Raw genomic sequence first — 21,093 nt, 5'->3', positions numbered from 1 at the left:
ATCTCAAGGATGCCTTCCGGGATCAAGTCTTTTCGACGGCGGTTCAGAAACATCAACGATGCGCAACCACCTGGCAGCCAAAGTCGAAGCCGCACGCACCGTCGGGCTCCAGTTTGCTTGCTGGGCGGGTGGCGGGAGCTGCTGGAGCCGTCATCGACCTGTCGACACTCGCGGCTGATACCCGTAAAGTCAGGTTTTCTTAGCGCGATTGGCGGCAAGCGCGGCGCTTAATGTCAAGCGATCCTGCAATTCCTTTGCCTGGCGCGCTTCACGAAGCCGAAGAGTTTTTTCATTGCGGGAGCGCACGAGAGGGTCGGGTTCTTCGACAGCGCTGGTGCGCGCGAAGAATTGCGATTGAGCATTGCTGAAGGCAATCTCCGCCTTTTGGCGGGATTTGCTGTATGTCTGTGTCATGGTGTTTCCTGAACTCATAGCCGCTCCGTGTCTTGCGGCAATAAAAAAGGCCAGGCTAGCTGCCTGACCCTGATTGGCGTCATGCTCTCACAGTGCCAGTACATCCGTGGTCAACGGAAAGCAGATGCCGAGTGAGTTAGGCAGCCTGAAGGTTGCAAGCTGACATTTTGCCCGACTTGTTGTCGCGCTCAAGGTCGTAGCCGATCTTCTGGCCCTCGACGATTTCGCGCATACCAGCGCGCTCGACGGCAGAGATATGGACGAATGCGTCAGTGCCGCCATTGTCAGGCTGGATAAAGCCGAAGCCTTTGGCGGAATTAAACCATTTAACTGTGCCAGTGGTCATGATGAACCCTTTCATAGCAATAGAGGGACCACAACGCCCAAACGGCGCTGCAGATGATGATAGCGATTTTTGAAAGGAAGGTTCGTTCAGGGCGCGGTGCCAAACACGCGGTAACCAAAGCTCAGCAAGCAAATATCGACAACCGGTATATAGGGTTCCTGCATCATCTTGTCAACTTTTAGTTTTCCATAACAGGCATTCTCGGCATATGGTTGTATCCACGACGTCTTCCCTCCATCGCCGTTGCGGCGATACGAGACAGCGCATGACCAACATCAGTTGACATAAAGAGGATCTCAGTTTCCCGAAACGAGCCTGAGCCCGACAACGCCTGCCAAAATGAGAACGATGCAACCCACCCTCGTCGGTTCGACGGAGTCGCCCAGCACCGCCATTCCGAGGACCGCGGTACCTGCCGCGCCGATACCGGTCCAGACCGCATAGCCTGTCCCCACCGGCAACGTACGGAGCGAGAGCGAAAGAAGAAAAACACTCGACAGGCCGGTGGCGACCGTCAAGAACCCGGGTATCAATCGCGTGAAACCGTCCGACGCCTTCATGCTGAAGGCAAAGGCGATTTCGAGAATACCGGCGATGCTGAGAAGTGCCCAAGCCATGAGAAACTGATCCATTCATTGACCGGCCAGGCCTACTGGCCGGACGAGCTTTGGTGAGAGCCATTGTCAGACAGGAAACCGCATCCGGTTCGATCGGGTAACGCAAAGACGGACCGGAGAGGCTTTAAAAACCGGATGCTTCCTGGAGCAGCGGGCGCTCGCGAATAGACACTGCCAAGCCGCGAGCCCCGGCGTCAGAGGCGCTTCAGGCCTTGGCGACCGCAGCGGGGGTCGAGCGGAAACTGATCCCGAACCGATTGAAGGCATTCATCAAGCCAATCGCATATGTGAGATCAGCAAGTTCCTTGTCGTCGAACTCGGCGGCAGCAGCTGTATAGTCGGCATCGGGAACGCCAGTCTCTGCGACGCGCGTTACGGTCTCCGCCCAAGCAAGCGCCGCGCGTTCGCGGGCGCTGAACACAGGCACCAGCACGAGCTTGTCCACCGTCAGGCCGGACTTGAGCAGATCGCGGGAATGCATATCGATGCAGAATGCACAGCCATTGATCTGCGACACCCTGAGATACACCAGATCGACCAGTTCTTTCGGCAGGCCGCTTTTCTGAACAGTGACGTACACGCCCCCGAAAGCCCTATAACCTTCAGGCGAGGCATTTGCGTAGTCGATACGATTGGTCATGACGCTTCCTTTCTCATTGAAGGAGCCCAGCATGGCGCATCTTGGCCTATGTCAGAAGATCCAAGAACCGCATTCTGTACTAGGCCATGACGCGAGGTCATATCAGCCTTGAAATACGCGTTGCGAGATTTTCGGCGGTGCTCTCAGAGTTGATGTTGGTGAAATTGAGAAGCAGGGCCGAGGCCCCCTCGCCCTCCAGCATCCAGTCCGTTAATGCTTCCGCATAGAGGCCTTCCTTTCGCATACGCGCGGAAAGCTCGCGATCCGACTGCTTGCCCTGCAGCCGCAGGATCAGATGCATTCCGCCGGGCTGTGAATCAACTCGCATATGTTTGGCGAGCACGTTTTCCAAGCCGGCTGCCGCTAGGTCCCGACGCTCGGAATAGAGCCTGCGCATGCGCTGGATATGCCGCGCGAAATGCCCTTCCGTGATAAAGGCGGTGACGAGAGCTTGTGTAAGCTCGGGACTGCCGCCCACAAAGACGTCGGCAATCTCTTCAAATCGCTCAATCTGCGCTTCCGGCACAACGAGATAGGCAAGCCGGATGCTCGGAAAAAGCAACTTGCTGAAGGTGCCGGCATAGAGCACTCGCCCATCCCGATCCAGGCTCTTCAGCGCAGGCAGAGGGCGGCTGACATATCGGTATTCGCCATCGTAATCGTCCTCGATGATCCAGGCGTTGTTTCGGCCAGCCCAGTCCAGCAGCGCCAGGCGCCGGGGCAAGGATAGCGACACGCACAGCGGACTCTGATGCGCCGGCGTCACCACCGCCGCACGCGCCCGGGGCGCCAGCTTGATCCCATCGGAAATCACCATGCCATCCCGATCGACCGGCACTGCGACACTCGCAATATGCATATGTCCGAATAGGTCACGCGTCGGCGGATATCCGGGGTTTTCGAGCCAGACGCGATCGCCCGCCTTCAACAATGCATGAGCGATCAACGCGATGGAGTGGCGATATCCCGACGTCACGAACACCTGAGATGGCGAGCAATTGATCCCGCGCGAGACCTGCAGGTAGGCCGCGATCTGGGCGCGCAGGGCCGGCAAGCCGTAGACGGAGGGGTGAACCATGTCGGATGGTTGCATGGCGCGCACGCATCGTGCCCCCAACCGCGCCCAGATCTTACGGGGAAACGCATCGAGCGCCGGCAAACCCATCTGGAAGGGCAAAATCGAGTTGGGACGAAAACTCGTTGATGCCATGCCGCCATCCGACGGAGGGATCGGGCTTAAAACAGGCGTTCGTGCTTTGAGGTCCGGCGTGACAATTGTTCCTGCCTGGCCGCGGGCCTGAATGTAGCCCTCGGCAGCCAACAGGGAATAAGCCGCCTCGATGGTGCCTCTTGCCAGGCCTAGCTCCTTTGTCAGCGCTCTTGCCGAGGGGATTCGGTCTCCCGGCTTCAACACGCCGCTGGCAATGGCGCCGCGGAACCGATCGTAGATCTGCCGGTAAAAGGGGGTGGCGGCGGCTGGATCTAAAGGCAGGAGCGTGTCAGGCTTCGCACCGGTCATGGACTAGTCAACCTTTCAAGCGGATATACGGAGCATTATGCCATAATGCTCCTGGGTAACGCCTCCTTCAAGTCGATGCCATCGCTGTTCCAGCGTTGCTTTCAACACGCTTCGCGCGCGCCGACAACCGTGTCTCAGCATGTCCAGCGCCATCATGGCTCAGCTGCAAGTTCCATTCATGGACCTTGGAGATGGGCCATCGGATGTGTAGAACGACTGCCACTTCCACGCTTCAAATCAGCATCGCGCTCAGTGCCGCTGACATCATGGCCCGGGCGCGGGCAACAGTAATTGGACAGAATCTGGAAAAGGTAGATGAAGAAAATCCTGCATGTGAGCTGCAGCCCTCGCGGGCAAGCGGCCGAGAGCTACAGGCTCTCCCAGACTATCATCAGCTTTCTGCTAAAGAAGGAGCCGGAGGCGATCGTGATTAATCGGGTGATCGGCAACGGCGCGATAGCGCATGTCGATGAGGCCTACGCGATTTCCCAAGCCTCGTCCGCAGACGTATCCCGGGACGGCTCCATGGCCCAGTCGGAAGAGCTCATACGGGAACTGGAGGCTGCAGCCTTTGTGGTCATCGGGACGCCGATGCATAACCTCACGGTCCCCTCCGCGCTGAAGGCCTGGATCGATCATGTCGTCCGCGCTCGCCGGACCTTCATGATCACCCCGGCGGGAAAAATCGGAACGCTCCGTGACCGTCCAGTCTTTGTCGCCATATCCTCAGGCGGACGATTTTCCGGGGAGCGCGCGCGCCAGCCGGATTTTCTGACCCCTTACCTGAAAGCCATCCTAGCCACCATTGGACTGCGTGATCTGACCTTCTTCTCCGTTCAGGGAACAGGTGCCGGTCCGGATGCGGTGGCGGAAAACAGGATCAGGACAGATCAAGCACTGGAAGAGCATTTTTCTTCGCGTTACGTTCAACCATAACCGGTGTTTTGCATCGTTTTCGGCGGTCTCGCGGACATGCCAACCAACGGGCGCTGCGCGTCAGGAATTCGAATAGCTGTCATGGATAGAAGGTTTCAATGACGACACGTTCAATCAAATCAGTTGCCGTCTTCTGCGGATCCAATTTCGGTGCATCGGAGGTGTTTGCTGATGGAGCGCGCGTGCTCGGCCGTGCATTGGGAGAAGCCGGAATAACGATCGTATATGGCGGAACGACAAAGGGTCTGATGGGCGTTGTCGCAAATGCCGCCCTGGAGGCTGGCGGCAGCGTCCATGGCGTGATTACCGAAAGTCTGCATCAGCGCGGGCAATCGCATTCCGGTCTGACGAAACACGAAATCGTGCTGACGCTGCGCAGCCGCAAGGAACGCATGGTCGAGCTTTCCGATGCGTTCATCGCACTGCCGGGAGGCATCGGGACGATCGAAGAGTTGATGGAGGTCTGGACCATGAACCAGCTGTCCGAGATCGACAAACCCGTTGGCCTTCTGAACTCCGCCGGCTTCTTCGACGCCTTCCTTGGCTTTATCGACCATATGGTCGACACGCAATTTCTACCAGCAGAGCATCGGCAGTCGATATGCGTTGATATCGACCCGAGTGCCTTAATCCAGAAACTTCGGACCTACGCACGTGTCGATGTGCCAAAGTGGCTATAGTCTGTTCTCGGCTGCCGGTTCTGACATATCGGTGCTTTCATTGCGATCAGACGACATCTGTGCCACGTTTGATAAACGCGCGGACCGTCGTCGCTTTATGATCGCGGCCGCGCGTCTTTGAGCAGGCGCGCCATGGCGAGACGACCGGATATGCGCAACGACTTCGCGTCGCACCCCTCAAGCGCGAGGCGAAAGCGCGTCAACGAGATGGTTGGTGCCGATCCCATCGCTGCCGCAGCTGTTCCTGTCGTCGGCATCGGAGCCTCAGCTGGCGGCATTGAGGCCTTGGGCAGCTTCTTCGATGCCATGCCGGCCAACAGCGGCTGCGCCTTCGTCGTGGTGCTGCATCTCGATCCGAAACGCGAAAGCGAAATGGCTCGCATACTAAGCAGCCATACCAAGATGCCTGTGACGCAGGTCAAGGACGGAATGGCGCTCGCACCCGACTACGTCTATGTCATCGCTCCCGACACCGACCTCAAGTTCACGGAGGGCGGCTTGAAAGTATCGAGACCTTCAGCCCCTCGTGGTCAGCGGCATCCGATCGATGTCTTGTTTGCTTCGATCGCGACGGAGTAGCGCGAACGTTCGGTCGCGATCGTGCTTTCCGGGACAGGAAGCAACGGCACGGAAGGATTAAAGGAGATACGGGCTGAGGGTGGCATGACCCTGGTGCAGGCTCCGGAGACGGCCAAGTTCGACGGCATGCCAAGGAGCGCAATTGCCGCCGGTCTTGCAGATCACGTGCTTGCTCCGGACAAGATGCCCGAGACCCTGATCGCTTATATCCATCACGGCTACGTCTCTGCCGCCACCGACGGCGAGCCCGCCGCCCCGATGGGTGAGGCGACGATAGAACAGGTTCTGGAGGTCGTGCGCGCCCGCGACGGGCACGATTTCGGCAGTTACAAGCGCAACACGCTCAGGCGGCGCATCCATCGTCGCATGGGGCTCAGGAATATTGGGACGATTGCCGACTACCTCGACTACTTGAGGACCAATTCGGAAGAGCTCGCGGCTGTGGTCGGCGATTTAATGATCAGCGTTAGCGGGTTCTTTCGCGACCCCGAGGCATGGAAGGCGCTTGCGGAACTGGTAATCGCGCCTCTCGTTGCTGAGCGCGAGAGCGGCGCACCGGTTCGGGTCTGGGTTCCCGCGTGCGCCACGGGAGAGGAAGCATATTCCATCGCCATGCTGATAACCGAGTACGCGCAAGCCGCCGGTAAGCGCTTCGACCTCAAGGTGTTCGCCACGGACGCGCAGGAGGTCAATCTGCGCAGGGCACGCGACGGCATCTATCCGGCGGCTGCGCTGGCTGGTTTTCCGCCCGAACGGGTGCAACGCTTCTTCGAAAAACTTGACGGTTCGTTTCAGGTCAGCAAGGAGTTGCGCGACACCGTGGTGTTCGCGGCGCAGAATCTGCTCTGCGATCCGCCCTTTTCGCGGCTCGACATTATTTCATGCCGCAATTTCCTGATTTATCTGGAGCCGGAGGCTGAGCAGCGCATCATTGCTCAATGCCACCTCGCCCTTCAGCCGGATGGACATCTGTTTCTTGGCAATGCGGAGACGATCGGTCGGCATGACGATCTCTTTGAAACCGTTTCTAAAAAATGGCGGATATATCGCCGGATTGGACCGACCCGGCACGACCTTATCGACTATCGTCCGATCAGCGGATCGGTCGGGACGGGGGCAGCGGGCGAGCCGCCGCCTGTACCTTCGGAAGCTGCATCCGTGACTGCTGCCGACATCGCTCGACGGGCATTGCTGGAACACTACGCCCCTGCCTCGGTGCTGATAACCGCCAACAAGGAGTTGAAGGCGTCGAGCGAGGAAGCGGCCTCGATGAACCAGGAACTTCAGTCCACCAACGAGGAACTAGAGACCTCCAAGGAGGAGTTGCAGTCCTTTAACGAGGAGCTGAACACTGTCAACGGCCAGCTTCAACACAAGATCGTGGAGCTGGAACGGATCACCAATGACTTGAACAATCTGCTGGCGGGGTCGGAGACGGCAACGCTGTTCCTGGACAACAAGTTGGCAATCGCGTGGTTCGCGCCGGCGACGAAGCAGCTTTTCGATCTCGTAACGTCGGATATCGGTCGACCGATCGCCCATTTCGCGCGGAAATTCTCAGATGAGAACTTGCTGTCTGACGCCGAGACGGTGCTGCGGAAACTTACCACCATCGAGGCCGAGGTGAAGAACGATGCGGGACGCTGGTACCTTCGACGCATGCTTCCCTACCGAACGCGCGACAACCGCATAGCGGGCGTCGTTATCACCTTCAGCGACATCACCGATCGAAGGAGCGCCGCCAAGGCGATCGATGACGCGAGGATCTATGCTGAGGCTATCGTCGGAACGGTGCGACAGCCCTTGCTTGTCCTCGATTCCGAACTCCGCGTCCAGTCGGCCAACCAGGCCTTCTATGACCTATTCAGGGTTACGGCGAAGGAAACCGAGGGGCAACCGTTGTATGGCCTTGGCAGCGGACAATGGGATATTCCCGCCCTCCGAACGCTTCTGGACGATGTGCTGTCGAAGAGCCAGGAAGTCGCCGACTATGAAGTCGAGCACGAATTTCGCGGCATCGGACTGCGCCGCATGCTGCTCAACGCACGCAGGCTCTCTCAGGGAGGCGGTCGGGACGAGTTGATCCTACTGGCCATTGAGGACATAACCGCACGCAGGCAGGGAGAGAATGCCGGCCGGGAGAGCGAGCAGCGCCTGAAGGATCTTATCGCGGCGTTGCCGGGCGCGGTCTATACGACGGATGCGGAAGGCCGGATCACCTACTACAACCCGGCGGCCGCCGAGTTGTGGGGCCACAATCCGGAATTGGGTACGGATGAGTGGTGTGGCTCATGGCGCATGTATCGTGTGGACGGTACACCATTGCCGCATGACGAATGCCCGATGGCGGTCGCCTTGAAGGAGAACAGACAGATACAGGGTGCGGAAGCCATTGCCGAGCGGCCTGACGGCGTCCGGGTGCCGTTTCTTGCCTATCCAACCCCGCTGCGCGATGCCTCGGGCAAGGTCACGGGTGCAGTCAACATGCTGGTGGACATCACCGAGCGAAAGCAGGCCGAAGCGCTTGCGGAACGGCTCGCCGCGATTGTCGAATCCTCCGACGACGCGATCATTAGCAAGACCCTCGACGGCACCATAGTCAGTTGGAACGAGGGAGCAAAGCGGCTGTTCGGCTATGAGCCGGACGAGATAATCGGCAAATCCATCCTGACCTTGGTGCCTCCGGCTCGCCGCGAAGAGGAGATGGACATCCTCGACCGGATTCGGCGAGGCGAGCACCTCCAGCACTACGAAACGCTCCGCCAACGCAAGGACGGAAGCCTGGTCTGGGTTTCGTTGACTATATCCCCGTTGAAGGATGCCGCAGGCAATGTCGTTGGTGCCTCCAAGATAGCACGCGATATGACCGAGCGCCGCCGTGCAGACGAGCACCGGAAAACGCTCATGGACGAACTCAATCACCGCGTCAAAAATACGATGGCCGTCATCCAGTCCATCGCGTCCCAGACGCTCGGGCACGCATCGACGCTGGACGAGGCGCGAGAGGCATTTGGCTCGCGGCTGATCAACCTGGCGACGGCACATGATGTGCTGACACGCGAAAGCTGGCAGAGCGCGAATCTGGCCGAAATCATCTGGGATACCGTCAAGCCGCATGGAGGCGGAGAAAACCGCTTCAGGATCGAGGGGCCTGATCTTCGGCTTTCTCCGAGCGCGGCGCTGGCGATCGCCATGGCCTTACACGAACTCAGCACGAATGCCGCGAAATATGGCGCTCTCTCTAAGGAGACCGGCCAGGTTGCGGTCGTGTGGCAGATCGAAGGCAGAGGTGCGGACCGCCGTCTGGTCCTCCATTGGCAAGAGAGCGGCGGACCGCCGGTGGCCACACCGAAGCGCAAAGGCTTCGGTTCGCGGCTGATCGAGCGTGCGCTGGCGGCGGAACTCAGCGGCGAAGTGCGCGTTGAATACCAGTCCTCCGGCCTTGAGTGCACGATCATCGCGCCTCTGCCCGCTGGCCAAGAGTTACTAGGAGGACCAAGTGGCCACACGGGAGGCGAGGCAGATTCTGATCGTCGAGGATGAATTCCTCGTTGCGATGCTTCTTGAGGACCTTCTATCGGAAATGGGACATCGCGTGGTGACATGCATCGCCCGGGTCGACAAGGCGATGCAGTTCGCCGATGACGGGGATATCGATTTCGCAATTCTCGACGTCAACCTCGGCGGCGAACAGTCGTTTCCCGTGGCCGAAATTCTACGTCGACGCGGTATACCATTTGTGTTTGCCACCGGGTACGGCGCCGACGGCGTTTCTGGCGAGTTTCGCAACGAACTCACTTTGCAAAAGCCATACGAACCCCGGGAATTGGAGCGGGCGATTAAGAAGGCATGCGCACGGCTTACCGACTGACCTGTTGATGATCGTCGGCCGCCCTTGCTTCCCTCCTGACATCGGACGCAAGACAAAATCCGGTTCTTTGAAAAACTGAAGGCTTGGTGTCTGCGTCACGAGTCTGAAAATCCAAACGGCGCCTCGGTGCGGCGATAATCGTCCGGCAGGATCTGACGACCGATGGGTGGCTCGGAGCGTGACGTGCACGTCGGCCGGTGGCAGAGCCGGCATGCGATTCCGATTGGCGTAGGAGGAGCAGCCTGAGGAGGGTGACGGCTGTAAATCAAGCGCTCCGCATGATGCGCTTCGCAAACGAGGGCAATGGCACGCTCGACGCGCGGCGCCCCGAAGGCGCCTCCGCCCGAACTGACGGTGCGTGCAATCGAGAAGAAGCGCTGGCCATCCGGCAATTCCAGCCACTGGGTTGCGACCTTGCGAGGTGTTGTGAAAACCTGATGGACACTCCAGAGAGGGCAACCACCTCCATGGCGGGCAAACGGGAAGTTACCGCTGTTAAGCCTCTTGGAAACATTGCCGGCGACATCCACGCGAATGAAAAAGAACGGAATTCGCTCATGTCCCGGCTTCTGAAGCGTCGTCAGCCTATGGGCAGTCTGCTCGAAGCTCGTGCCAAACTGGCGTGACAGTGCCTCGATATCGTAGTGACGCGTCTCGACCGCTTTCGCAAAAACCGCATAAGGCATGATAATCGCGGCGGCACAGTAGGCCGCAAGTGCCCGATGTGCGAGCCTGCGGGCGCTCTCGGTTTCGAAATTCCCCTCTTGCGTGACATTTCGAATCTCCTGATCGAATTCGAGATAGGCGAGCTGTTGAGCCAGCTGAAAATTCTGGCTTGCGGCATCCAGAGTGTCATCGAGCAAAAGGTCCTTTCGATGCCAATCCAACCGCCTGAGAGAGCCCGCCATCACCTCTGACGGCAACCGTCTCACTCGAAGCTGATGGCGCTGCTTAAAATAATCCGGCAGCCCTCCAGCTTCCGCGACCTTCGTCGACAGCTTTTCCGCGGCGGCATCCAAAACAGGAAAACAGTTGCGCCGCGCCGACAGAAAGCTGCGCACGGCCGCGACCGGGTCTCCCGAAGCCCCGACACCTTCCTGTCTTTGGTCGGCAAGAGCGAACTGCTCTTCCTTGTAAGCCGTGTAAAGGCGAAGCATGGCTTCGGCAACGCCGGGAAAGCTGTGCACGACATCGCCTATTTCCAGGGGCACGAGGTCAATATCCGCAAAGATCGGGTCCCGCATGACTGTCTGAAGCCGCGCGATCTGGTCGGGGCCTGTCTGTTCGCCAAAATCGGAGAAATCGACTTTGTAGGCTTTTGCCAAGCGCAAGAGCGTTTCTGCTGTAACCGGCCGTTGATTGCGCTCCATGAGGGCGATGTAGGAGGGGGAAATCTCGAGGTCCGCCGCCATGTCAGCCTGCGTGAGCCCGAGATCGCGACGTAGCCGCCGCAGACGTGGTCCGAGGTAAACGCCGTGCTTGTCCATGCCGATATTACAACATTACAGCGTAGCTTTGTAAAGTTTGACAACATGACATCGCGATGCCTTCCCAGACCGACGGGATGGCTTAAGCTCTCTTCGCAGTCGCAGCATAGTGACCTGTGGAGGAACGATGTCGTATCAGACCTTTGTTGAGGACGCCTTCAAGCTTATTCAAGCAAATGAAATGTGGACGGGTATTACACCCGAGGCCGTCGCCCGCATGCGCCTGCAGAACCGCTTCCGCACGGGCTTGGATATTGCCCGGTATACTGCAGCGATCATGCGAAGGGACATGGCCGCTTATGATCTAGATCCCAGCAAATACACGCAGTCGCTCGGTTGCTGGCATGGCTTTATCGGGCAGCAGAAGGTTATTTCGCTGAAGAAGCACTTCGGTTCCACCGAGCGGCGCTATATTTACCTCTCGGGCTGGATGATTGCAGCCCTTCGCTCGGAATTCGGGCCGCTTCCGGATCAGTCGATGCACGAGAAAACCAGCGTTCCGGCTCTGATCGAAGAACTTTACACCTTCCTTCGTCAGGCTGACGCACGAGAACTCGGCATGATGTTCCGGGATATCGACCGGGCGCGTGAAGCGGGCGACAGCGTTCGTGATCGTCAGCTGCTACAGGCGGTCGACAACTATCAGACGCATATCATTCCGATCATAGCCGATATCGACGCCGGCTTTGGCAACGCGGAAGCGACCTATCTGCTGGCGAAGAAAATGATCGAGGCAGGAGCGTGCGCTCTTCAGATCGAAAACCAGGTCTCCGATGAAAAGCAGTGCGGCCATCAGGACGGTAAGGTCACGGTTCCGCATGAAGACTTCGTCGCCAAGATCCGCGCTTGCCGCTATGCATTTCTCGAACTCGGCATTGACGACGGCATTATCGTTGCACGCACAGACTCCCTTGGCGCCGGTTTGACAAAACAGATCGCTTTCAGCGCTAGGGAAGGCGATATCGGCGATCAGTACAATTCCTTCCTGGACTGTGAGGAAGTTGCCGATAGTCAGCACCAAAACGGCGAGGTTCTGATCACGAGAGGCTCGAAGGTCCTTCGACCGAAGCGGCTGCGTTCGAACCTCTACCAGTTCCGCGAAGGCACGGGTACCGACCGCTGCGTTCTGGATTGTATCACGGCCCTCCAGAACGGCGCCGACCTTCTGTGGATCGAAACGGAAAAGCCCCATATCGAGCAGATTGCCGGCATGGTCGACCGCGTTCGCCAGGTTATTCCGAGCGCCAAGCTCGTTTACAACAACTCTCCCTCTTTCAATTGGACACTGAACTTCCGCCAACAGGTGTTTGATGCCTGGAAGAAGGATGGCAAGGACGTTTCCGGCTATGATCGGTCGAAGCTCATGAGCGAGGAATATGATGGCACGCCACTGGCGACGGAGGCGGATGAGAACATCCGGACATTCCAACGCGATGCCTCATTGCGCGCCGGCATCTTCCACCATCTCATCACCTTGCCGACCTATCACACCGCGGCTCTTTCGACCGACAGTCTTGCTAAGGACTATTTTGGCGACCAAGGCATGCTCGGTTACGTCGCAAACGTCCAGCGCAAGGAAATCCGCCAGGGGATCGCGTGTGTGAAGCACCAGAACATGGCGGGCTCCGATATCGGAGATGACCACAAGGGGTATTTCTCCGGCGAGGCCGCACTGAAGGCGGGCGGCGAACACAATACGATGAATCAATTCGCTGCATAAGAAACGGCCGAACATAGCAAATAACTTGGTGGGCGATGGCGTGCCCACTCGTTTCAAAACGGGAGAAGAAAATGTCCGAGCATCATGAGGCAACAAAGCCGAACCAGCCGCAGCGATCGCGTGCCGTTTTTTCGCAGGAAGATTTTGAGCTCCTGCGGGTGGCGATCGCACACTACCTGCAAGAGGTCGAAGGCCAGCGTGAAGCAATCAAATATTCGAACCTCTATCACCGCCTTGGTCGTATAGGCTAAGCAAACGGTTGACGCGCCAATAAACAGGAATACGAGCGTGCGATAGCTAGCGCAGCGTCACCAACAGATGTTCGGCGACCTTCACATCGGCTGTATCCAGACCCTCCACGAAGTGTTCGAACACCGGTTGCAAAAGCTCCCGAGCGCTGTCAATTTCGCCTCGACTGCCCATTAGAGTCGCCACATCGATTGCGGTGCGCAACTCCCAAGCCCGCGCTTCCTGATGATGGCTCAACTCGAGCGCCTGCAGGAGGCATGCCTCGGCTTCGTCGCGATGGAATTCCGACTGCAGAAGAAGAATGGTTCCCTTCATTCGCAGCAACTCCGGAACGTACAAAAGGTCACCATTTGCTTCGACGCGACCAAGTGACTCGTCGAGTAGCGCAACTGCTTCATCGACCTGACCGATCGCAGACAAGCCGCTCGCGAGTGAGAGGTTAAGTTCGGTCGTGAGTAGTTCGTATGGCGCTGCGTGAAGCTTTTGGAGAGAACTCCGCAGGCTCTCGACCCCACCTTCGGCGTCGCCGCGGCGGATCGCGACTTCGCCCTTGAAGCCCCGGCCGACCAGTAGATAAGGGGCCATGGAATGGGATTCGGCACGGGAAATGAGCATATCTATGTATGCCTCGGCGTGCTCCAGTTCTCCTGTCCACAGGAATACCGATATCGCCCAGATCAACGCGATTGCCAGCGTCAATGAATGATCCATGGCCGCAGCCTCTTCGACGGCCTGGCGCGCACATTCCATGGCTCGATCCGGGTGGCCTTGTAGCCACAAATTCCTTGCCAAGATGGCCTTGGCAAGAATTTTTCCTTCGAAACCAAGATAGATCGTTGTGGTTCGCTGAGCGCGGGGTCCACGATCCAGCGCTGCCTCGAGCTCGGCGCGAGCGTCTGCTAGGTCGCCACGGAGGTGAAGCGAGATTCCCAAAATGGAGTGCGCCAGCGCAATCGCGACCGAATCCTCGGTGGTCGTCGCCGTGGCAGAACAGCGTTTTGCGCATTGGAGGGCGGTAGTGAAATTACCGGTTCGCAAGTGGAACATATTGAGCGGACCCAGGAGTCGCACTTGATCGAGCGCATCGCCGCGTTCTTCAGCAATCGCAAAGCTTCTCTCCAAGGCTACGCGCGCAGCATCGCGTCCTCCCCGCATGAACATCAGCGACACGCCGAGGGCTGCTTGAAGATGCATCTCGTCCAGTCCGCCAAGCTCGGCCACGTCGAGGGCGAAAATCGCACGCTCGGACCAACGATGACATTCCGGCAGCAGAGACATTGCCAGGAAGACCGGCGCCGCGGCGACCGCAAGTCCGATGCCGATGACCGCATTTCCGTTGTCGCCAAAGCACCATTCCAAAGCGGCCCGAACATTGTTGATGGCTGCAAAGTGAGGAGTCCGCTGCTCGCCGGTCGCCAAATTTGGCCATTCGAGCCCGGTCTGCTCCAGCCATCGTCGATAATAGGCAGCATGGCGTACGGCCAAATCGGCGGACTCGGCATCGTCGATTTTAATTTCGAGGACATAGGCGCGCGTGGTGTCGAGAAGCCGGTAGCGCATCATTGCCCCGATAGGACGCGTTGCCACGATCGACTTGGCGACGAGACTATCCACGGCGCTAAAAACGGTTGACCTATCGAGCGCTGCGTTTGTAACAACTTCCAATGCTGCATCGAGTGTAAAATGACCAACGAATATAGCGAGCCTGCGAAGCACCGCGCGCTCCAGTTCGGTAAGAAGCCCAAAACTCCAATCCAGCATGGCTTGCAGGGTCTGTTGACGCGGTGGCGCGGTTCGCGACCCTAGCCACAGCAGTGTCAGACGTTGATCGAGAAGTGCAGCGGTTTGTTGCAGTCCATAGGATTCGACGCGTCTGGCAGCCAGTTCGATCGCAAGCGCCACTCCGTCAAGCTTTCGGCAGATGCTCGCAACGAGCAAGGCTTCAGCATCGCTGACATCCAAACGCGCACCACTTGCCACAGCGCGCTCCACAAACAACTGCGTGGCAGGAAATGTCTGGACAACCGCGGCCGTAAGGCCCGGATCGTCCGGCGGACAGGCAAGCGCATCCAATCGGTAGATATGTTCGCTCTCAACTCGAAGCGCTTCGCGGCTGGTTGCGAGAATGTGGACCTGTGATGATGCATCGATGATGCTTGCAGCCAGGGTTGCCACCGCGTCGACGAGATGCTCGCAAGTATCGAGGATCAGGAGAATTCGCCTGTTGCGCAGGTAGGCGATCAGATTGGGCGTTGCATCATTCGATTGGACCGATAGCCCAAGCATAGAAGCCACGGCTGTCGTCACAAGGTCGGGATCGCCGAGCATTCCCAGATCGACGAACAGCACAGCGCCCGAGAACGCTTCGATCAGGTGATGCCCAACCGCTATCGCGACGGTGGTTTTGCCGACGCCGCCGGCACCGACGATGGTGACAAAGCGTGAAGCGTTCAGTTGAGCCGATAGCTTGAGAACGTCATCATCCCGGCCGACCATTCGGCTCAGGCGGCTTGGAAGGTTCGCGTGCGAAAAATTGGCGGTAACGACAAGCGAACCATCGCGCGGACTGCTCAGCTGCGAGACGGGCGCAACAAAGCAATAGCCCCGCCCGGGAAGAGTCGTGATGTATCGCGCGCCATCCTGTCCATCGCCTAGCGCCTTGCGGAGTCTGGCTACGTGAAACCGCAAACTACCTTCCTCAACGATGACATCGGGCCAAACCCGCGACATCAGATCCTTCTTGCTGACGATTTCATTTGGTGTGGAAATCAGGACGACCAGAATCTCGAGAGCGCGCGCGCCCAACTCTATGGGGACGCCCTCTCTTGTCAGGAGCCTTTCGCTCGCAATCAGATGAAAAGGACCAAACGACAATCCGTCTTTGATCTGACCTGTTTCCGTTGTCATGGCGTCTTCTTTCAAGGCCGCCTGTTCCCTGGTCGCAGTTTAGGCGAAGCGGTGTCGCCGCACCATAGGGACGCTGTGGTCGAGCGATCTGCTGCCCGATGCATCTGAATTTGTTCAGAAAAACGATAGCGCTAGCAGTGGCCAACAGGAACTCACAACGAATAACGGGCGATTGTGCCTTCCGGAGCGTAGATGTCGGACCACGTGAAAGAGCACCAAATCAGCGACCCAAGGAGAGTCGACTAGAGCATCCCGCGTTCAGGTGGGATCATCTGCAAGCGGACAAGGTGCCCTAGATTCATAAATTAGAGCGACCTTGGTCTGTTCAGATGAACGCACAGCGCTCTAGGGCGGCTTGCCGCCTCGTTCTCCCCTAGGCGGAGACCCGGATATTCGAGCCGTGTCCCCGCACATGAACTCACACAGGACATCCAAATCTGAGGAGCTAAAAATGAGCAATACTCAAGTAAGCAGCGGAGCTGCAATCGAAACCCCAAGAGTGCGGACGGCCGACATGAAGTTCGAGATCGTCGTGATCCCCGTTTCGGACGTAGATCGCGCCAAGCGCTTTTACGACGGCCTGGGTTGGAGGCTCGACGCGGACTTCGCCGAGGGTGACGATTTCCGCGTGATCCAGTTCACGCCGCCGGGTTCCGGATGCTCGGTCATCTTCGGCAAGAACGTCACCGCGGCTGCCCCCGGCTCCGCCCAGGGATTGTACCTTATCGTCTCGGACATCAAGGCCGCCCGCGAAGAGCTGCTTGGTCGCGGCGTCGCGGTCAGCGAGGTGTTCCATCCCGCCGATGGCAAGTACGCGGGCGCGGACGAACCCTACCTGTTTGGACGGCTCCGGGTCGGCGGTCCGGATTCCGAGCAGCGCAGCTATCGCTCGTTCGCCTCGTTCAGCGATCCGGACGGCAATGGCTGGCTGTTCCAGGAGATCACATCACGATTGCCCGGACGCGTGGATGCCGACACGACATTCACCTCGGCGACCGAACTCGCGAGCGCGCTCCGCCGTGCGGCGGCCGCACATGGTGAGCATGAGAAGCGGAACGGCGGTCAGCACGATGCGAACTGGCCGGACTGGTACGCCGAGTACATGGTCCGGGAGCAGGCCGGCGAAGAGTTGCCTTTGTAAGCAGTGAATACGACGTCACATTGAGCCTCATCTGATCAAGGCCGAGACCAAATGATATCGGCGTCGCATCGCGCGACGCCGATCACCAAAGCTTCGCTCCCTCCCACAGACAGACCCACTCTTAGAAGAATACGCCATGAGCCAGATTGCAAAGGTTGTGTATACGGCCAAGACCAACACGCGCGGCGGTCGCGAAAACGGTGCTTCACGCAGCTCCGACGGTCTTCTGGACATCATACTTTCGACGCCCGGGTCGGCGCGTATCGGTACCAATCCAGAGCAATTGTTCGCTGCCGGCTGGTCAGCCTGCTTCGAAAGCGCGATCATGCGTGTGGCTCGCGAGAGAAACATCGCGCTGCCGGGCGACATAAGCATCCATGCCGAAGTGGATCTGAACCTCGGGGTCGACGGCTACTTTCTCAGCACTCGGCTCGACATCACACTACCAGGTGTGGAACGCGACACCGCAAGAGCTCTCATCGACGAAGCACACAATATCTGTCCATATTCAAGAGCAACACGCGACAACATAGACGTCACGATCAGGCTGGTCTGAACCCGCGAGGACAGTTCTGACCGCATACCAAAAACTCTGTCATCGATTTGACGGCAATCCTCAAAGGTCGTTGTCTAATCCGTGTGATACACAAGGTCGGGCAGAACGATCCATTCACCGGCCCGAAGCGATTCTACGTCAAGGCGCCCGTTACGGTCTCGGCGAGCTAGTCCAGCAAATCGATATCTATGGCCGGAGGCATCGATCACGGCATCGCGTATCGGTGCGCCTGCAAGATAGCCGACAATCGCGCCGTCAAACCGCGGATTGCGCAGGACAAAATATTCAAACGGCAGATTTCGGCTCACCATGGGATACGGCTTCCCATTTTGGCAAGATAGCCGGCGTCTGACGGTGCTACCGTATCTTCGCTTAGGCAAGGACTAGAACAGTCTATCATCGCTTTGTTTGAGTTTTTGACCAACATCGTGGGAATCGTTCTTGGATTGTTTCTCGGCCAAGTCAGCCCGTTTGATCTCGGGCCAATTTGGCTTCGCGTGGGTTCTTTTGGCGCGCCGAGACGATTTGATCTCTACCAGGAAGGGCTTTGACTGGGGTTTCATGAAAATCCTCTAAAGCAGCGCATGCGGCCAAATGATGGTGGAGACAAAAGTTTCGCGGGCGCCGGTCCGCATCGTTGGCATGCGTGGCGCGGCCTTCGCATCGGACATGAGGTATACCTGAGCAAATAGGATTTCCATTATGGAAGCCTGGAAATTGCATAGGAATTTCATAGGAATTACGGCGGTTCTCATGCAGGCAAAGCCGAGGGATGAGATCGCTAAGGGGCCGCCGGTGCATTGAGTTTGATCGATTGTCGGCACCGGCGAAGCAGATGGACGATCATTTCCGCCTATTCTGCTTCGGTCGTGAAAGCGCGCATATTGAGCGGGTCGTCTCAAAGGATGACGCAAACATGGGGATGACAGCCAACACCGCTGGATAGCCCTTAGATGGTTTTGGCTCGGGCATCTCTTCGAAGACTCTGGATTGCGCAAGCAACTGTTTCGGCGTTTTCGCCTATGAGATTTTGATGGCCCACCTTCCATAGTCGAATGGAACGCTTATCCGCACATCCCCAAATACCTTCCCTGAATACCGGCAAGAGCAGCGAACGTGGTTTTCCTTCGCCTGCCAACGGCGCCGGCTCAGGAGGTAAAGATGTATTTCGAACTGATCGATTCCACCGCAGAGCTCCTGGCAAAGAGCCGCCGGCAGGAAACCTGCTGCGACCTTCCGCTGGACATGATCTCGTCGAAGGCCGAGGCTCTTGAGATACAGACCGCTGCCCTCGAAGTGCTCGGCTTTAGCCGTAGCGGTTACTCCATCGTCGGCACAAGCGAAGCCAGCAGAAAGTTTCTCGGGATCGGGAAGCCGATCTATTCGGCCATTCCCGCAAATGCTTTTTACGCCAGCGGATCCGTTCTTCGGCTGCCGCCCGGCATGATCGGTGCGCAATGCGAGCTTGCATTCACCATGCTTCGGCAGTTTCCCGATGCGGATGAAGAGATCAACATCGAGAACGCGGCTCTGGCGGTGCTGGGCTGCCAACCCGCTATCGGCTTGCTTGGCCGCCGAACGAACTTTCCTCACATGGGCGACATCGCCGCAACCGCCGACTTTGGCCTGCATGTCGCAACGATATGCGGACCCTTTTCCGACACAAAGGATTTGCTGAACCTCAATGCGGTCGATGTGAATGCATTCTTGTTCAAGCGCACTGCCGTCAGCGGTTCGGCAAGCTGCATCTTCGGGCATCCTCTTGAAGCGATTGTCTGGCTGGCCAAGCAACTCTCGGAAAATAGACGCACGCTTCTGGCCGGTGATGTCATCACAACCGGTTCCTGCACGACAATCCTTGAGGTCAAGCCCGGCCAGCATCTGGCCGCCGAATTCGGCGCCATCGGCCAGATCGAATGTTTCTTCGAGTGATCCGTCTTCCACCGCCGATGGCTGCGCTGTAATTGCCAGCCGGCCACGCGGAGCGCCTCATGCTTATTCTAGCCCTTCGATCGGGCTCTGACCGGCAAAAGCTCGATAGCCCTCAGACCCGGCCGCTCACGCCACCTGATCCGGGAAGAGTCTATCGCCAGCTCCAGCTCCGGCCAACGTTGAAATAGCGCTTTCAAGGCGCATGTTGCTTCGACCCGCGCCAGTTGATGACCAAGACAGAAGTGAATACCGGTGCCGAAGGCGACGTGGCGATTTGGTTTCCTCGAAAGATTGAGTTTCTCCGGACACTCGTTCGCCGCAGGATCGAGATTGGCCGCGGCTAGCATAGGCATAATCCTCTCGCCCTTCTTGATCTCGACTTCACCAAGTCTGACGTCCTTGCTCACGAAACGCGGCTTGGTGAACTGCACGGGCGCAACAAACCGCAGGAATTCCTCGACAGCCATGTTGGTTCGGTCCCAATCCTCCTTTAGCCAATCGCGCAGATCCGGATTTTTCAGCAGCTCGAAGACCGAGCCGCTGATCAGATGGGTGGTGGTTTCGTGTCCCGCAAACAAAAGCAGGAAGATCATCGCCACCATTTCATCGCGACTGATCTTGCCGCCGTCCCTTTCGACTTGCACGAGCCCAGCGATAAGCCCGTGGCCGCCTTTCGCACGCACCATATCCACATGGCCTTCTATGTAGCGCCTCATCGCCAGGATATTGGGAATCATAGTCAGAAAACCGAAGGCACTCTTGAAGCGGGTGAAGCCGAGAGCCCAGGACGTGAATTTGGCTCGGTCGGCAAGCGGCAAACCGAGGAGTTCGCAAATCACCGAAAGCGGCAATTTTCTTGCATAACGATCGATCAAATCGGCTGGCATCCCGGTCGCGAACAGGTCGTCGGCCAGCTCTTCCGCCATCGCGGAGATGCGCGATTCCATGTCGAGGACGGCACGGCGGCGAAAAGCTTCGTCCACAATGTCACGCAATCTTTTGTGGTCTGGCTCATCCTGCGACAGCATGTTGTTGGCGAGCGTCTGCACGATGCGCGGCATCCACCATCGGAGGCCGACGACGCGGCCGTCTTCGCGACGCAATCTAAAAGTCTCGCTGTCTTTCAGGACCCGATCGGCGAGCTCCTGCGTCGTCGTTGTCCAAACCTTGCCCACGATCGGGAAATGGACTTGAACCACGGGACCTGCCGCTCGCAGCTTCGCAATTTCGGCGGCGGGATTGCGGAGATAGTCTTGGCTGGAAAAATCTACGCGCATTGATGGCTCCAATATTTCGGCCTTCGTCTTCCGAAAGTCACTTCATGCTGGAATGGGGCGCATTGGACCGCGCTTTTCCAGGGCGATCACCATCGCGCATGATAAAAGGAGGGAGATAGTTTTTCGATTAGAGGAATCGCGACAAAGTATTAAAATCTGTCTGCGGATCGATCTTCTGGATGGGGGACATCGGGGCGATCGGCTTTCGCCTGGGCGCAGGGC

The 21,093-nt window shown here is 58.0% G+C and carries 17 protein-coding genes and 1 pseudogene; 10 read left to right on the top strand and 8 right to left on the bottom strand.

Going from position 1 to position 21,093, the window contains the following annotated elements:
* Positions 1 to 189: 189 nt before the first annotated feature.
* From FHT86_RS14720 to FHT86_RS14700, 5 genes are all read right to left on the bottom strand, one after another.
* Entirely contained in the window at positions 190 to 414 is a 225-nt protein-coding gene (locus FHT86_RS14720; protein ID WP_133707541.1) for a hypothetical protein, read from the bottom strand.
* Positions 415 to 550: 136 nt separating this feature from the next.
* Positions 551 to 760, bottom strand: coding sequence for a cold-shock protein (locus FHT86_RS14715; protein ID WP_133707540.1), 210 nt, complete (start codon positions 758 to 760; stop codon positions 551 to 553).
* A 296-nt stretch (positions 761 to 1,056) separates the two neighbouring features.
* A complete protein-coding gene (locus FHT86_RS14710; RefSeq protein WP_133707539.1) occupies positions 1,057 to 1,377 on the bottom strand; it encodes a DMT family transporter in 321 nt (106 codons plus the stop codon).
* A gap of 205 nt (positions 1,378 to 1,582) precedes the next feature.
* On the bottom strand, positions 1,583 to 2,017 hold the full coding sequence (locus FHT86_RS14705; RefSeq protein WP_133707538.1) for a carboxymuconolactone decarboxylase family protein: 435 nt from the start codon (positions 2,015 to 2,017) through the stop codon (positions 1,583 to 1,585).
* Positions 2,018 to 2,114: 97 nt separating this feature from the next.
* Positions 2,115 to 3,536, bottom strand: coding sequence for a PLP-dependent aminotransferase family protein (locus FHT86_RS14700; RefSeq protein WP_133707537.1), 1,422 nt, complete (start codon positions 3,534 to 3,536; stop codon positions 2,115 to 2,117).
* 315 nt (positions 3,537 to 3,851) lie between these two features.
* Between FHT86_RS14700 and FHT86_RS14695 the strand changes: the two genes are divergently transcribed.
* The 5 genes and pseudogenes from FHT86_RS14695 (at position 3,852) to FHT86_RS14675 (ending at position 9,602) form a co-directional block, all read left to right on the top strand.
* Complete coding sequence (locus FHT86_RS14695) at positions 3,852 to 4,472, top strand: FMN-dependent NADH-azoreductase (protein WP_133707536.1); 621 nt, start codon at positions 3,852 to 3,854, stop codon at positions 4,470 to 4,472.
* Positions 4,473 to 4,570: 98 nt separating this feature from the next.
* Entirely contained in the window at positions 4,571 to 5,152 is a 582-nt protein-coding gene (locus FHT86_RS14690) for a TIGR00730 family Rossman fold protein (protein WP_133707535.1), read from the top strand.
* Between the two features lie 132 nt (positions 5,153 to 5,284).
* A pseudogene (locus FHT86_RS38045) lies at positions 5,285 to 5,917 on the top strand (chemotaxis protein CheB); the annotation flags it as partial.
* Positions 5,915 to 9,274, top strand: a complete 3,360-nt coding sequence (locus FHT86_RS14680) for a PAS domain S-box protein (RefSeq protein ID WP_312862366.1) — start codon at positions 5,915 to 5,917, stop codon at positions 9,272 to 9,274. The pseudogene FHT86_RS38045 and the gene FHT86_RS14680, both read left to right, overlap by 3 nt.
* Positions 9,231 to 9,602, top strand: coding sequence for a response regulator (locus FHT86_RS14675; RefSeq protein ID WP_133707532.1), 372 nt, complete (start codon positions 9,231 to 9,233; stop codon positions 9,600 to 9,602). Before FHT86_RS14680 ends, FHT86_RS14675 begins: the two co-directional genes overlap by 44 nt.
* A 95-nt stretch (positions 9,603 to 9,697) precedes the next feature.
* On the opposite strand, the gene FHT86_RS14670 is transcribed toward FHT86_RS14675, so the two are convergent.
* Positions 9,698 to 11,089, bottom strand: a complete 1,392-nt coding sequence (locus FHT86_RS14670; protein WP_133707531.1) for a short-chain fatty acyl-CoA regulator family protein — start codon at positions 11,087 to 11,089, stop codon at positions 9,698 to 9,700.
* 127 nt (positions 11,090 to 11,216) lie between these two features.
* Here FHT86_RS14670 and FHT86_RS14665 point away from each other — a divergent pair, with 127 nt between their 5' ends.
* Complete coding sequence (locus FHT86_RS14665; RefSeq protein WP_133707530.1) at positions 11,217 to 12,809, top strand: isocitrate lyase; 1,593 nt, start codon at positions 11,217 to 11,219, stop codon at positions 12,807 to 12,809.
* Between the two features lie 71 nt (positions 12,810 to 12,880).
* Complete coding sequence (locus FHT86_RS14660; protein WP_133707529.1) at positions 12,881 to 13,060, top strand: hypothetical protein; 180 nt, start codon at positions 12,881 to 12,883, stop codon at positions 13,058 to 13,060.
* Between the two features lie 46 nt (positions 13,061 to 13,106).
* Here the strand turns inward: FHT86_RS14660 and FHT86_RS14655 are convergent, their stop codons facing one another.
* On the bottom strand, positions 13,107 to 15,965 hold the full coding sequence (locus tag FHT86_RS14655; RefSeq protein WP_133707873.1) for an ATP-binding protein: 2,859 nt from the start codon (positions 15,963 to 15,965) through the stop codon (positions 13,107 to 13,109).
* A 451-nt stretch (positions 15,966 to 16,416) separates the two neighbouring features.
* Here FHT86_RS14655 and FHT86_RS14650 point away from each other — a divergent pair, with 451 nt between their 5' ends.
* The 3 genes from FHT86_RS14650 (at position 16,417) to FHT86_RS14640 (ending at position 19,594) form a co-directional block, all read left to right on the top strand.
* Complete coding sequence (locus FHT86_RS14650) at positions 16,417 to 17,106, top strand: VOC family protein (RefSeq protein ID WP_133707528.1); 690 nt, start codon at positions 16,417 to 16,419, stop codon at positions 17,104 to 17,106.
* Positions 17,107 to 17,242: 136 nt separating this feature from the next.
* Positions 17,243 to 17,662: an organic hydroperoxide resistance protein gene (locus FHT86_RS14645; RefSeq protein ID WP_133707527.1), complete on the top strand. Its 420-nt coding sequence runs from the start codon at positions 17,243 to 17,245 to the stop codon at positions 17,660 to 17,662.
* A gap of 1,161 nt (positions 17,663 to 18,823) precedes the next feature.
* Positions 18,824 to 19,594, top strand: coding sequence for a 2-keto-4-pentenoate hydratase (locus FHT86_RS14640; protein WP_133707525.1), 771 nt, complete (start codon positions 18,824 to 18,826; stop codon positions 19,592 to 19,594).
* A 68-nt stretch (positions 19,595 to 19,662) separates the two neighbouring features.
* Here the strand turns inward: FHT86_RS14640 and FHT86_RS14635 are convergent, their stop codons facing one another.
* Positions 19,663 to 20,871: a cytochrome P450 gene (locus tag FHT86_RS14635; protein ID WP_133707524.1), complete on the bottom strand. Its 1,209-nt coding sequence runs from the start codon at positions 20,869 to 20,871 to the stop codon at positions 19,663 to 19,665.
* Between the last annotated feature and the right edge of the window lie 222 nt (positions 20,872 to 21,093).

Source organism: Rhizobium sp. BK313 (assembly GCF_014193655.1).
Classification (GTDB): Bacteria; Pseudomonadota; Alphaproteobacteria; order Rhizobiales; family Rhizobiaceae; genus Rhizobium.
The sequence above is the reverse complement of the archived record's forward strand: the minus strand, read 5'-3'. Positions and strand labels throughout refer to the sequence as shown.